The organism is Falsarthrobacter nasiphocae, assembly GCF_031456275.1.
Classification (GTDB): Bacteria; Actinomycetota; Actinomycetes; order Actinomycetales; family Micrococcaceae; genus Falsarthrobacter; species Falsarthrobacter nasiphocae.
Genome location: NZ_JAVDUI010000001.1, coordinates 877,713 through 891,009, shown reverse-complemented (window position 1 = coordinate 891,009; position 13,297 = coordinate 877,713). Strand labels below are relative to the sequence as shown.

Sequence of the window (13,297 nt, the reverse complement as noted above, 5' to 3'; positions counted from 1 at the left end):
CTCACGCCGTTCCGTCGATGGGTTGTTCTCTCTCCAAGCGCCCGCCGAGGATGCGCTCAATGGCCGCGCGGCCGTAGACGCTGGAGTCCTCGAGCCGCTCGTCGTCGTCGCTGGCGACGAACGGGATCTCGTCCCGGCGCTTCGTCTCCTCGGCGCGCCACCGCTCCGCAATGGCCCGGGCCTTGGCCTCTTGGGCTGCCACGACCCGGTGGAACTTGATGCCCTGCCCCGTGTCACCCTCGTCAGAGGGCGCGGGCGGCTGATCGGCCGAGGCGGAGGGCTGTGCGCCGCCGCGTCCGGAGGGGCGCGGGCTCGCCGAACGGGCGGGGGAGGCCTGAGTGGCGGGGGCGTCCGAGTCCGTGGGGCGGAGGCCATCGCCCTGACGGCCTCCGTCATGAGTGGCCCCGGCCTGGGTGGCCCGGTTCTGGAGGCCTTCACCCTGGCCGCTCTCGCCGGAACGGTCTGGGTGCGCTGAGGCCCGCTCCTCTGCGGCCGCTGCGCCCGGGGCGGGAATGGCGTCCAGCTCCTCGGGGCTCAGCCACTCGGGCGTGGGGTAAAAGGGTGCCGCAGGCGCGTCGTCGGACCGGGAGTCCGCGCCGGAAGGGGCGGGTGCGGACAACGTCTCGGCGGGCGCGGTCAGAGCCTCGGCCGGGGCGTCGAAGGGCGTAGAGGCGTCCGGGAAGGGCATGCCGCCCTCGGGGGCGTTCTCCCATGCGGTGGACTCGGGCATGTCGCGAGGAGCGTAGGGGTCCTCGAAGTAGGGCTCTTCCTCGGGGAGAGGATCGCGCGCATCCCAGGGGCTGCGCGGCGGTTCGGCAGGCGCCTGCGCCGGGCGGGCAGCGGCATGCCCGCGGGGCCCGGGGGCGTCGGCCTGGCGGGGAGGCGCTCCCTCCCCGCGAACGCGGGCCTGTTGAGGCGACGTGCGCCCGGAGTTCGCGCGATCAGGCGCCGGGGCCGCGGCCGGAGCCGCCTGGGCTTTTGGGCCCGCGCCATCACCCCCGTGGTGGATGGGCGTGATGGTCACCTGGACGCCCAGCGCCAGGTGAATGGCCTGCGCCAGATTGGCCTGGTGCTCCTGATGGAACCCCTTCTCTGCGCCGGGCATGGGGAACCCGACGACGACGTTGGAGCCCGTCACGTCAACCACGTGCGACTGCTGGGCGAAGATCGCGGTGGTCCGACGGATGCCCTTGACCTTCTCGAGGATGTCGGGCCAGGCGCGGCGGAGCATGTCCACGCGCTCGCGGGACGAGGGCTCCTGCGGCGGGCGCCCCTGAGACGGGGACGGCCGCTGGGCCTGGCTGGTCGGCGCGCCAGGGTTCCGAGCCTCGCCGCGGGCGGGGGAGGCGGATCCGGGGTCGCGATCCTCGGGCGGAGTGGTCGTCGGGCGCAGGCGCGGGGGCTGGGCTGGCTGGCCGCCCCCGGCCGCATCCTCGGCCCGCTCTCGAGCCAGGTCCTGGAGGCTGGGGGCCTCGTCGGGGCCAGAGCCCGAGTCGTCGGCAGGGCGAGATCCCGGGCCAGAGTCCTGGCCGGAGTCCTGGCCGCGCGAGCCGTCGCTCGCCGCCGCTGCAGCGGGCGCTTGAGAGGCCGCGCCCGGCGTGACAACCTCCGGCCACGCGCCCCAATCCTGGGCCGAGCCAGACGAGGCAGGAGCCGGTGTGGGCTCCTGCGTACGTGCTGGTGCTGGTGCTGGTGCTGGTGCCTGTGCCGGTGCTCGGCCGGGTGCCTGCGCGGCCCCCTGCGCCGGGCCCGCCTCGCCGCGGCCAGGGTGTGGGGCGGAGGTGCGGGACTCGGGCGAGGACTGCTGGGGAGCGGGGCGCTCGCCGGTTCCACGCCGAGTGTCCGCCTGAGTGCCGCCGGTCTCGGCGCGGGCATCCGTGGAGCCCTGAGCCTGGACAGGGCCCTCCGAGGCTGTGCCCTGCGAGCTGCTCGGCTCCTGCGAAGCCGCCGAGTCTTGCGACTCGCGGGAATCCTGCGAACCCCGCGAGGCCTGAAGGGCCTCCCGCACGGCCGCAGGCCCACTGGCCTGGGAGCGTGCGGGCGGGAGCGTCGTCGTGCTCTTCTCCCCGCGGGCCCCGCCGGAGGGCTCCGGGACGTCACCGAACTCAAGGCGACGCTCAATGCGCTCAAGCCGGGACGCGAGGGATGCCGCCGAACCGTCCGCAGCCGGCAGCAGCAGGCGCGCGCACATCAGCTCAAGGTGGAGGCGCGGGCTCGTGGCGCCCGTCATGTCCGTCAGGGCGGCGTTGATGATGTCCGCGGCGCGGGACAGATCCGCGGGGCCCAGCTGCGCGGCCTGCGCCGCGAGACGCTCGAGCTGATCCCCCGAGAGGCCCTCCAGCACCGAGGCGGCGCTGTCCGGGACCGCCTTGACGATGATGAGGTCGCGGAACCGGTCCAGGAGGTCCTCGACGAAGCGACGGGGGTCCTGGCCCGTCTGGACCACGCGGTCGACAGCGCGGAACACTGCCGACGAATCGCGGGCCGCGAACGCCTCGACGACGTCATCCAACAGTGCGGCGTGCGTGTAGCCGAGGAGGGCGACGGCGCGCTCGTACGTCACGCCCTCGCCCGTGGCGCCGGCGATGAGCTGGTCCAGAACGGAGAGCGTGTCACGGACCGAGCCCGCGCCAGCCCGGATGGCCAACGGCAGGACGCCGGGCTCGACGTTGACGCCCTCCTGCTCGCACAGATGCGCCAGGTACTTCTGGAGGGTCTCCGGCGGGACGAGGCGGAACGGGTAGTGGTGCGTGCGGGAGCGGATGGTCCCGATGACCTTGTCCGGCTCCGTCGTGGCGAAGATGAACTTGATGTGCTCCGGCGGCTCCTCCACGATCTTGAGGAGCGCGTTGAAGCCCGCCGACGTGACCATGTGGGCCTCGTCGATGATGAAGATCTTGTACCGGTCCCGGGCTGGGGCAAAGGTGGCGCGCTCGCGGAGATCGCGCGCATCATCCACGCCGCCGTGGCTGGCCGCGTCAATCTCGATGACGTCGATGGAGCCCGGGCCGCCCTGGGCCAGGTCCCGGCAGGACTCGCACTCCCCGCACGGCGTGGGGGTGGGGCCCTGAGCGCAGTTGAGGCAGCGAGCGAGGATGCGCGCGCTCGTCGTCTTGCCGCACCCGCGCGGGCCCGAGAAGAGATAGGCGTGATTGACCCGGTTCCGCGCGAGGGCAGCCTGGAGCGGCTCCGTCACGTGCTCCTGGCCAATGACGTCCTCGAAGGTGTCCGGGCGGTAGCGGCGGTACAAGGCGTAGGTCACAGGAAAACCCTACCGCGCGGCCACCGGGCAGCATCCCGGCGGGGGGCGACGTTCGCTCCTGGCCGCCCCCGGGATTGCGCCGCAAGGCGGGGTTATCCACGTTTGGGCAGGGTGCGGGGCGCGGAGGTCTGGGCGCGGGGTCGGGCCCGGGACCCGCTACTGGGGCCGGACCACCCACGGCTCGCGCGGTAGGCGGGCCGGATCGAACTGCCGCAGCGCGTCCTCGAGGGTGGGCCCGAGCCCGAGCGAGCCCAGGATCACCCGCATGGCGTTCGGGACCTCGGCCAGCGTCACGGGACCGTCCCGCTTGGCGAGCCGCCGCCCCTCGGCGTTGAGCGCCAGCGGCACGTGCGCGTAGACCGGGGCCTGGAACCCGAGCAGCGAGGCGAGGTACGCCTGCCGCCCGGCCGAGTCCAACAGGTCGTCGCCGCGGACTACCTGGTCCACGGACATGAAGTCGTCATCCACGACGCTCACAAGGTTGTAGGCGAAGGCCCCGTCGTTGCGCCGCAGGACAAAATCATCCACGGGTGAGACGTGCAGCCCGGCCAGGAGGTCCTCCACGGCGTACTCGCTCACCCCGGCCCGAAGCCTGATCGCGGGTTCCCGGGACGACTCGGCCCTCTTGCGCGCCAGCTCGTCGTCGCTCAGATCCCGGCAGGTGCCCGGGTACAGGCGCACGGAGTCCGTGCCGGGCCCGCCGTTGGGGGCACTCGCGGCCTGGGCGACCGCCTCGGCGATCTCCCGGCGCGAGCAGAAGCACTCGTAGGTCAGGCCCTGGGACTCAAGGGTGTGGAGGGCCTCTGCGTATCGCGGGGTGTGCTCGGACTGGCGGAGGACGGGGCCGTCAAACGTGATGCCGGCCGTGGCCAGATCCGCGAGCTGAGAGGCCTCCGAGCCCGCGCGGACCCGGTCCAGATCCTCGACGCGCAGGTAGAACGCGCGGCCCGTGGAGCGCGCGAAGAGCCACGCGAGGGCGGCTGTCCGAAGGTTGCCGAGGTGAAAGTCTCCGGTGGGGCTCGGGGCGAATCGGCCGGCGGGGCCGGGGAAGTCGCTGCGGCTCAGGGGTTCGCGGGGGCTCGGGTTCACGCTCCCACCCTAGCGAGCGGGGGTGCTGCCTGCGCGGGCGACGACGGCGGCTGGCGCGTCGGCGTCGCCGTGGCGGCGGGCTGGAGGCGCGGTCACTGGAATGCCTGCGCGGTCCGGAAGCGCCCGGAGATGTAAAAGACCCCCCGCGCACCTACCAGAGCCCACCTACCCTTGCTACCTTCCGGTCCTGGGGGAGTTCAGCAGGATGGCACCACGCGGGGAGCCAGATATCAGGATAGCCCAGACGGATTGGCGGTGTCGATTCGCCGGTGGGCGGGAGGGGTGTCTCCGGGGGTGTCTGGCTTCAGGGGGCCCGGCCGCCGAGGGCGGCGGCACTCGACTCGCGCAACCCCTGGGGGATCGGGTATAGTGATCCGAGTTGCCCGGTTCATTCCGGGGAATGCCAAGGAGGATTCGCCTAGCGGCCTATGGCGCACGCCTGGAACGCGTGTTGGGTTCACGCCCTCGGGGGTTCAAATCCCCCATCCTCCGCCGGAGAGAAGCCCCGGACTGCCACGGAAACGTGGTGGTCCGGGGCTTCTTGCATGCCCGGGGCGGGGCGGATGTGTCTGCTCAGCCGAAGCCGCCCGCGGTGCCCCTGCCGCAGGCAGGCCGAGAGGGGGTCGTCTTGGCGTGCTAGCTTAACCTAAAGCAAATCGGATTTAGGTTTAGGTGAAGTCATGCCGCTCGTCAAGCACGCGCCATCCCGAGACGACTGTCTGAAGGTCATCCCGCCAGACCGGCTTGCGTACCTCGTCTCCCTCATGGCGGCCCCGGGCGGCGTCGTGGACGACTCCCGGTACTTCCACTGGGAGGAGCTCACCCGCCGGACTCCACCGGAAGACCTCACGCACGAGGAGTGGTGGCTCGTCCTCAAGCAGCAGCGGCTCCACCAGCGCCGCGAGGTTCCGCTCCGGCAGAAGAGCGGGGAGCCGTTCTGGTTCGCCATGACGGACGAGGTACTCCGCCTCGCCGAGGAGGTGGCCCGGCGCAGCGGCGGCACCGTCGTCGTGAAAGAAGGGACGCTGACGCCGTCCCGGCGCGATCAGTACCTGGTGCGCTCCCTCGTGGAGGAGTCCATCTCCTCCAGCCAGCTCGAGGGGGCCTCGACGAGCAGGCGCGTTGCGCTGGAGCTCCTGGACTCGGGGCGAGAGGCTCGGGACACCTCGGAGCGGATGATCGTCAACAACTATGCGGCCATGCAAGCCATGATGGGGATGAAGGACGGGGATCTCGAGCCGGGACAGGTCCTCGACCTGCACTGCATCCTTGTGAAGGGCACGCTCAATGACCCGGAGGACGCCGGCCGGCTGGAGCCGGAGAGCGCGGAACGGGTCAGGGTCTGGGCCGGTGACCAGTGCGTGCACGTGCCGCCGCCCGCCTCGGAGCTGCCGTCCCGGCTGGAGGAGCTGTGCGCGTTCGTCAACCAGGGGGCGGCCGAGGTGCCGTACATCCCGCCGGTGGTTCGGGCGGTCATCGGCCACTTCATGGTGGGGTATGACCACTACTTCGCGGACGGCAACGGCCGGACTGCGCGGGCCGTCTTCTACTGGTCCATGCTCCGCCACGGGTTCTGGCTCGCGGAGTTCCTGGCCATCTCCTCGACCCTCAAGTCCGCGCCTGCCCAGTACGGCTTGAGCTATGAGAAGACGGAGGACGACGACGGCGACCTGACCTACTTCATCCTCCACCAGCTCCGGGTCCTTGTGACGGCCTTGGACGAGCTGGACGAGTACCTCGCCCGGAAACAGGCCGAGGCAGCGGCGCTTCAGCAGGCCCTCCGGGACGCCGCAGGGACCGTGAACGCCCGTCAGACGAGCCTTCTGGACGCGTTCCTGCGTGAGCCCGCCGCCGGCATCACCGTGAAGGAGGCGCAGGCGAGGTTCCGGGTCTCGCCCCAGACGGCTCGCAACGACCTCGAGCTGCTTGAGGGGATGGGGCTGGTCGAGCGCGGGGCCTCGAAGCGGCCCGTGACCTGGTGGGCTCGGCCGGACATCGAGGCCCGGGTCAAGGCGGCCGGCCAGCAGTCACCGCTGGCGGGGAGCGAGGAGCACTGAACGCACGAGGCCCCAAAACCTAAAACCTAATGGGATTAGGTTTTTTTAGGTTTTGGGGCCTCGAGGCGGCGGGGCTAGCCCATCTCGGCGACGAGCCCGCCCTGCCAGAACGACTCGAACGGCAGGCGGCCGCCCACGCGGTGCTTGATGCCGGCGGTGACGAACTCCTTGGCGGCGGTGGCCGCCTCGAGCGGGGTGGACCCCTTGGCGAGCTCCGCCGTGACGGCGGCGGCCAGCGAGCACCCCGCGCCGGAGACCGGGACCTCGCCGATCTTCGGCGCGGAGAGGACCTCGACGTCGGTGCCGTCGTAGAACACGTCCACGGCGTCGGCGCCCTCGAGCCGGACGCCGCCCTTGGCGAGAACCACCGCGCCGGACGAGTCGAAGATCCGCTTGGCGGCCTCCGTGAGGTGGTCCACGGTGGTGATCTCGTCCATGCCGGAGAGCGCGAGGGCCTCGAAGTGGTTCGGCGTGACGAAGTCAGCGTGGGGGAGGATCGTGGCCGTCAGCGCGCGGTCCGTGTCCAGGGCGTGGCCGGGCTCCTGCCCCTTGCAGATGAGCACGGGGTCAAGGACGAGGTTGTCCGGCTTGTGCTGGCCGAGAGCCTCGCCCACCGTCCGGATGGTGTCGGGGGAGCCGAGCATGCCGATCTTCACCGCGTCGAAGTCGAACGCCGCGAAGTTCGTCTGGAGCTGCTGGGCGATGACGTCCTGCGGCAGCGGGAACACGCGGTGGTTCCACTCGTTCTCGGGGTCGAAGGAGACGATGACGGTCAGAGCGAGCGAGCCGAACACGCCCAGCTCCTGGAACGTCTTGATGTCCGCCTGGCCCCCGGCGCCGCCGGTGGCCTCCGAGCCGGCGATGGTCAGGGCGTGAGCGGGGACGAACAGGTCGTCAGCGGAGAGATCCTCGGGCGTCTGGGCGGTGTTCTCAGTCATAAGGCCATTTAACACCGCACGACTGGGTGGGTCAGCCCCTGGCTGGGCGCCGAGAACGAGTTATCCACACAGTGACCGCGAATCGGTGCGCGCGCCCATATGGCACTAAAATGGGACCAACCCCGAAACCCGCGCCCTGCCGAGTGAGGATCACTGTGAGCGAGACACCCCTGACCGACGCCCCCAAGCCACCCCTTGCGGTGCGGGTTGAGGAGCGTATGAGCCGGGTGGACGACACCCTGAGCGCCACCCTCGCCCTCCGCGAGGCGTACGGCGAGGAGCGCGTCTTCCTTCTCGAGTCCCTTTCGGGCCCCTTGGCGGACCGCCGGGCGAGCCTCCTCGGCCTCACTGGCCTTCTCGAGGTGAGCGTGCGCCGCGGCGAGGTCGAGTTCGAGGGTCATGCGCCCCTCGTCTCCCGCGCGCGGGCGGCTTTGCGCGCGGCCGGAGTGGTCGACGACGCCTCCCGGCTCACCTCTGACGCCGCCCTCTGGGATCTGCCGCGCGTGCTGGACACGTGCTTCGACGTCCCGCGCTCGGCGGACTCGTTCGGGTTCGGTGTCATGGCGTTCTACGGCTATGACGCGGTCCGCTACATCGAGCAGCTCCCGCGGGTCATCCCGGACAAGGAGAACGCCGTCCCGGACGCCGCGTTCAGCCTTGTCCACGCGCTCGTGGCGTGCAGCCCGGAGGGCGGGCAGGCGCGGGTCAGCGTGGCCTCGAGTGCCGAGTGGCCAGACGTGGACCCCGAGGAGTTCTGCGCTGTCCTTGAGTCGGCCCCGTCGTCGCTCCCTGAGCTGAAGGCCCCGCCGGAGCCGGAGAGCGTCTCTGACGAGATGACCGAGGACGTCTTCCTGGAGCTCGCGGACCGGTGCCTGGAGCACATCCGCGTGGGGGACATCTACCAGGTCCAGATTGGGCACGAGATCACGGTCCGCAGCGGCATCACGCCCGTCGACGTCTACCGCCGGCTCCGGGACCGCAACCCGTCCCCGTACATGAGCCTCATCCCGGTGGCGGGGCACACGATGCTCTCGGCGTCCCCGGAGCTCTTCGTCCGCCTCGAGGACACCACGGCCACGATGCGCCCCATCGCAGGCACGGCCCGCCGATCCATGACGGGGGACCCTGCCGTGGACGGGCCCGCCAACGAGAAGGCCACGGCGGCCCTCCTCGCGGACCCCAAGGAGCGGGCCGAGCACATCATGCTCGTGGACCTGTGCCGCAACGACATGGGCCGCGTCTCCGTCCCGATGAGCGTGGAGGTCCCGGACCTCATGGTCATCGAGGAGTACTCGCACATGTTCCACATCGTCTCCAACGTGGTGTCCGAGCTGCGGGAGGACGCGGACGTGTACGACGTCATCCGCGCGTGCTTCCCCGCCGGCACCATGACGGGCGCGCCCAAGGTCCGGGCCATGGAGATCATCGAGAGCCTCGAGCTGTCCCGGCGCGGGTTCTACGCGGGCGCGTTCGGTCTCATCGGCTTCGGCGGGTGGACCATCCTCGGCCTGTCCATCCGCATGACCGTCCACCGCGAGGACTCCTACGTCCTCCGGGCCTCCGCGGGCATTGTCGCGGATTCCGTCCCCGCCGCCGAATGGCGCGAGACCCTGACCAAGCTCGGCGCGACCTTCTGGGCCGTGACGGGGAAGGAGATCCTGTGAAGACCGTCCTCGTCGATCCGTTCGACAGCTTCTCGCACGTCATCGAGCAGTACCTCGCCGGGATCGGCGCGGAGCCCGTCGTCGTCCGCTCCCACCCGGAGAACCCGGAGCGGATCGCGGCGATGAACCCGGACGTCCTCGTGCTCGGGCCCGGCCCCGGGCACCCGCTGGACTCGGGCCACGTCGAGCTCATCAAGACGTTCGAGAACCAGATCCCCATCATGGGCGTCTGCCTCGGGCTCCAGGCGATCGGCTGCCGCTACGGCGCCACGGTCTCCCCGGCGTCCCACATCATGCACGGGCGCACCTCGCCCATCACGCACGACGGCAAGGGGATGTTCTCCAAGGCGCGCGCAGAGCAGGTCGTGACACGGTACCACTCGCTCATCATCGAGGACGCGACGCTCCCCGACGAGCTCGAGGTCACCTCCCGCTCCACCGACGACGGCTACATCATGGGCGTCCGCCACCGGTCCCTGCCCGTCGAGGCGGTCCAGTTCCACCCCGAGTCCATCACCACGCAGGACGGGATCAACCTCTTCGCCGGGTTCTTCGAGACGTACGTGCCGGGGTTCCGCTCGGCCCTCTAAGCGTCCCGGGCCCGCCCTGGCCGGCTACTGGCCGGGCTGGCCCAGGCTGGCGAGCAGCTCTTCGAGGAACGCCAGTCCGGCGTCGTCATGAAGAAGACCCTCATAGGTGAGGACCTCATACGGCCGACCCTCCGGGATGCCGTCCGAGGGGCGCACGTCCACGTGCGCCACCGTGAGGCCCAGCTCGTGGAGGCGGTCCGCCATGGCGTAGTCCGTGCGGGAGTCACCGACCGTCCGCCACACGTAGTCCGCCGGGTCCAGGCCGTCCGCGCGCAGCAGCTCAAGCGCGCGGTCCGCGCCCAAGTCCTTGCCCACGCGGGAGTCCTCGATGTCCGTGGAGATGATCGTGGGATCGAGCCGGACGCGGTCCGAGAGGCCGTGCCGCTCAACCGCCTCCGCGGCCTTCTGGTCAAAGCCCGCCTGCACACGCTGGTACAGCTCGTTGCGCACGTCCGTGTTCTGCTCCACCGAGATCATGGCCCGCTTGGTCTCGTCGAAGAACATGAAGTCGGCGAACTCGCCCGTCAGGTCCCGGATCTCCGAGCGGAGGGCCTCGGGGAGGACAAGGGACTCGTCGACGTGGAGCTCGCTCTCCCGCGAGCTCGTGAGCGTGAACCAGGAGGCGCCCTTCTCGCAGATCGCGTGGATGGGGGCGCCCTCGGAGCCCACCGTCAGGCCGGGCAGAACCGTCTGGCTGATGAAGGCGTCCGAGCGGCCGGTGTTGAAGACCAGCGGAGTGCCCGCCTGGGACAAGCGCGTCAAGGCGTCCGTGATCTCGGGGCGGACCCGCCGGGACTCAGGGGACGCAATGGGGCCGTCGACATCAAGAAGGAGGGCGTAGCGGGTACTCATGTGCTCATCGTAGGCGGTGCGCGCGAACTGTGCTGACGAGGCCGCCGAGAGGGATTGTCTCAATTCAATGACAGTCTGCCCGGGGACGCCGTGGACGGGGGGATTGCCCAGCTCCGAGACCTAGAATGAGACGGTGATCTTCAAAGCTGTCGGCGACTCCCGTCCCTACCCTGAGCACGGGGTTGTGACGTCGCGTGACTGGATGACGATTGCCCCACGCCAGGTCCGCCTGAACCAGCTCATCACGACGAAGGCCACCCTGGACCTGCACTCCCTCCTCGCGGAGGACTCCACGTTCTTCGGCGACCTGTTCCCGCACGTCGTCGAATGGCGCGGGGACCTCTACCTCGAGGACGGCCTCCACCGGGCCGTGCGCGTGGCCCTGCACCAACGTTCCCTCCTCCATGCCCGAGTCCTCACCGTGAAAGACTGACCGTGCCAACTCCGCCTTCTTCCCCCGAGGCCCCCAACGGCTCCACCCCGGCCGATCTCTCCAGCTTGCCCGCCGAGTACTCCGCCCCCGCCGCCGCGCGCCGCGAAGAGCCCCGCCGCGAAGACCGGGCCGCCCGGTACCGCAAGCGCCGCCGCCGCCAGCTCATCGGCGTCGCCGTCCTGTCCGTGGTGCTGCTCGCCGGCGTGGTCGCAGCGATCGTCGTCAGCCAGATCACCGCGCGGATGAAGGCCAACGAGGACCCCATGGCCAAGAACGTGTGCACCTCGTCCGTCACCCCCGCCGAGGCGTCCTCGACGACGGTCAACGTCTTCAACATGACCCCGCGCCCCGGCATGGCCGGCACCATCGCCGACGAGTTCAAGAAGCGACACTTCAAGGTGGGGACCGTGGGGAACTACACCGGCCGCCTCGAGATGCCGGGGCGGGCGTCCGTCACCGCCGTCATCAAGGCCCGCTCGTCCGTCCTGCCCCAGGCGCTCGCGGTGCAGCGCCAGCTCCCCGACGCCGTGTTCCAGCAGGACGACACCCGCAAGTCCAACACCGTCGACGTCTTCCTGCTCGACGAGGTCCCCAGCCTCAACGAGGACGTCAAGACCGGGGACGGCGGGCTCATCTGCAAGTAGGGGGCGCAGGCGTCAGGGGCGCCGCGGTTCGGCAGCGGCTCCGGCGCCGCCGGCCACAGAGAGGGCGCCCCCGGGCGGCGGGGTCGGCGCCTTGGGGCGGTTCATGAAGACCGCGATGACCGCGGCGCCGAGAGCTGCGATAGCGGGTGCGAGGAGCGACTGCCCCAGGGCCGTCGAGAACGCCCCGTGCAGCGCATCCGGGAGGACACCGCCCATGAGCGCGCCCTCGCCACCGGCCGCTGCGCCTGCCGCGTGGGCCCGCGCCTCGGGAGGCATGGATGCGGCAAGCTCGTTCATCTGCTCCGCGATGCGGGACTCCATGAGGACGGCGATGAGCGCCGATCCGAGGACCGCGCCGAACTGGCGGACCGCGTTGTAGACGCCCGAGCCCGCGCCCGTCTCGTGGCGGGACAGCGCGCTCGTGGTGCCCATGGACAGGGGCGCCCACATGAATCCGCTGCCCACGCCCATGACTGCCGCGATGACCAAGAACACCCAGAGCGGCGTCTCCGGCTTCATCTGCCACGAGTAGAGGAAGAGGCCCAGGGCGTTCATGCCCGCACCGAATGCGGCATAAGTGCCCGGACGGGCCGTGGCAAGGCGGCGGCCGACGAGCGGCGCGAGCACGCCGGAGACCACGGCCATGGGCGCCAGCATGAGGGCGGCCTGAGTCGGCGTGAGGCCCCGGACGTTCTGCATGTAGATCATGATGGGGAACGCCATGGACGTGACGAACAGGCCCACGAAGAAGATGGCCGCGTTGCCGAGCGAGAAGTTCCGCACGTTGAACAGGCGCAAGGGGACGAGCGGCTGTCGGCGGTTGACGGCCTGCCATACGACGAACACCCCCATGATGACTGCGCCCGCGCCGATGACGAGGGGGATGGTGATGAACCCGGTCAGCGTGCCCCACTCGTGCGCCTTGCCCTCCTGGATGCCGAACGTCAGGAGGAACATGCCGGCGGCGGAGAGCGCGACGCCGAGCCAGTCGAACGCGTGCCTCGACGTCGGGAGGGACGGCACGGCCCTCAGTGCGCGCCAGAACGCGAAGACGCCCACGGGCACGTTGACGAAGAAGATCCACTCCCACCCGAGCGTGTCCACGAGGACGCCGCCCAGGATGGGGCCGACGAGTGTGGCGACGCCCGCCGTGGCGCCCCAGATGCCCATGGCGGCGCCGCGCTTGTGCGGCGGGAACACCCGGGTGATGATGGCCATCGTCTGCGGGGTCATGATCGCGGCGCCCAGGCCCTGGAAGACGCGGGCCACAATGAGCTGGCCGATGTCCGGCGCGAGCCCGCACCACAGCGAGGCCGCCGTGAAGACGGCCAGGCCCGTGAGGTAGAGCCGCTTCGCCCCGAACCTGTCGCCGAGGCGCCCGGTGATGAGGAGGGGAACGGCGTAGGCCAGCAGGTACGCGCTCGTCACCCAGACGACGCCGTTGATGTCCGTGCGGAGGCTGTGCATGACGGCCGGCATCGCCGTCGTGACAATCGTGGAGTCCACGAGGATCATGAAGAACCCGATGAGCAGAGCCCAGAGGGCTGCGTTGGCCGAGCTCTCGCTGACCTCGACGGTGGACGGTGGCGCGGTGGGCTGCGCAGCGGACATGGGGTTCCTCTCGGACACAACAGTGGGGGACTGCCCATCCTTCCACGTGAAGGTCGCCTGACCGGCCTTCGGCGGCAGCGCCTCCCGGCCGCGGGCGGAGGGGGCCGTCCACTAGACTGAGTCTCAGCCAGGCGGGGCAGCGTCTGGCCCCGGCGCC

General features: G+C 70.7%; 10 protein-coding genes, 1 tRNA gene and 1 other RNA gene. 6 read left to right on the top strand and 6 right to left on the bottom strand.

What is annotated here, in order from left to right; translation table 11 throughout:
* Position 1: 1 nt before the first annotated feature.
* The 3 genes from J2S35_RS03980 to ffs form a co-directional block, all read right to left on the bottom strand.
* On the bottom strand, positions 2-3,262 hold the full coding sequence (locus J2S35_RS03980; RefSeq protein WP_309850082.1) for a DNA polymerase III subunit gamma and tau: 3,261 nt from the start codon (positions 3,260-3,262) through the stop codon (positions 2-4).
* 156 nt (positions 3,263-3,418) lie between these two features.
* On the bottom strand, positions 3,419-4,351 hold the full coding sequence (gene gluQRS, locus J2S35_RS03975; RefSeq protein ID WP_309850080.1) for a tRNA glutamyl-Q(34) synthetase GluQRS: 933 nt from the start codon (positions 4,349-4,351) through the stop codon (positions 3,419-3,421).
* Positions 4,352-4,482: 131 nt separating this feature from the next.
* Positions 4,483-4,579: signal recognition particle sRNA small type (ffs, locus tag J2S35_RS03970), an RNA gene on the bottom strand.
* A gap of 179 nt (positions 4,580-4,758) precedes the next feature.
* Between ffs and J2S35_RS03965 the strand changes: the two genes are divergently transcribed.
* Positions 4,759-4,843 (top strand) — tRNA-Ser (locus J2S35_RS03965).
* A gap of 188 nt (positions 4,844-5,031) precedes the next feature.
* Positions 5,032-6,408, top strand: a complete 1,377-nt coding sequence (locus J2S35_RS03960; protein WP_309850078.1) for a Fic family protein — start codon at positions 5,032-5,034, stop codon at positions 6,406-6,408.
* Positions 6,409-6,482: 74 nt separating this feature from the next.
* Here J2S35_RS03960 and J2S35_RS03955 read toward each other — a convergent pair whose 3' ends face one another.
* Positions 6,483-7,346, bottom strand: a complete 864-nt coding sequence (locus J2S35_RS03955; RefSeq protein ID WP_309850077.1) for a hydroxymethylpyrimidine/phosphomethylpyrimidine kinase — start codon at positions 7,344-7,346, stop codon at positions 6,483-6,485.
* Positions 7,347-7,501: 155 nt separating this feature from the next.
* Here J2S35_RS03955 and J2S35_RS03950 point away from each other — a divergent pair, with 155 nt between their 5' ends.
* Positions 7,502-9,010, top strand: coding sequence for an anthranilate synthase component I family protein (locus tag J2S35_RS03950; RefSeq protein ID WP_309850076.1), 1,509 nt, complete (start codon positions 7,502-7,504; stop codon positions 9,008-9,010).
* Entirely contained in the window at positions 9,007-9,600 is a 594-nt protein-coding gene (locus J2S35_RS03945) for an anthranilate synthase component II (RefSeq protein WP_309850074.1), read from the top strand. Before J2S35_RS03950 ends, J2S35_RS03945 begins: the two co-directional genes overlap by 4 nt.
* A gap of 24 nt (positions 9,601-9,624) precedes the next feature.
* On the opposite strand, the gene J2S35_RS03940 is transcribed toward J2S35_RS03945, so the two are convergent.
* On the bottom strand, positions 9,625-10,452 hold the full coding sequence (locus J2S35_RS03940; RefSeq protein WP_309850072.1) for an HAD hydrolase family protein: 828 nt from the start codon (positions 10,450-10,452) through the stop codon (positions 9,625-9,627).
* Between the two features lie 133 nt (positions 10,453-10,585).
* Here J2S35_RS03940 and J2S35_RS03935 point away from each other — a divergent pair, with 133 nt between their 5' ends.
* Together J2S35_RS03935 and J2S35_RS03930 are read left to right on the top strand one after the other, a co-directional pair.
* Positions 10,586-10,885: a type II toxin-antitoxin system VapB family antitoxin gene (locus J2S35_RS03935; RefSeq protein WP_309850070.1), complete on the top strand. Its 300-nt coding sequence runs from the start codon at positions 10,586-10,588 to the stop codon at positions 10,883-10,885.
* A gap of 2 nt (positions 10,886-10,887) precedes the next feature.
* Positions 10,888-11,529, top strand: coding sequence for a LytR C-terminal domain-containing protein (locus tag J2S35_RS03930; RefSeq protein ID WP_309850067.1), 642 nt, complete (start codon positions 10,888-10,890; stop codon positions 11,527-11,529).
* Between the two features lie 12 nt (positions 11,530-11,541).
* On the opposite strand, the gene J2S35_RS03925 is transcribed toward J2S35_RS03930, so the two are convergent.
* Positions 11,542-13,140, bottom strand: coding sequence for a DHA2 family efflux MFS transporter permease subunit (locus J2S35_RS03925; RefSeq protein WP_309850065.1), 1,599 nt, complete (start codon positions 13,138-13,140; stop codon positions 11,542-11,544).
* Positions 13,141-13,297 lie beyond the last annotated feature (157 nt).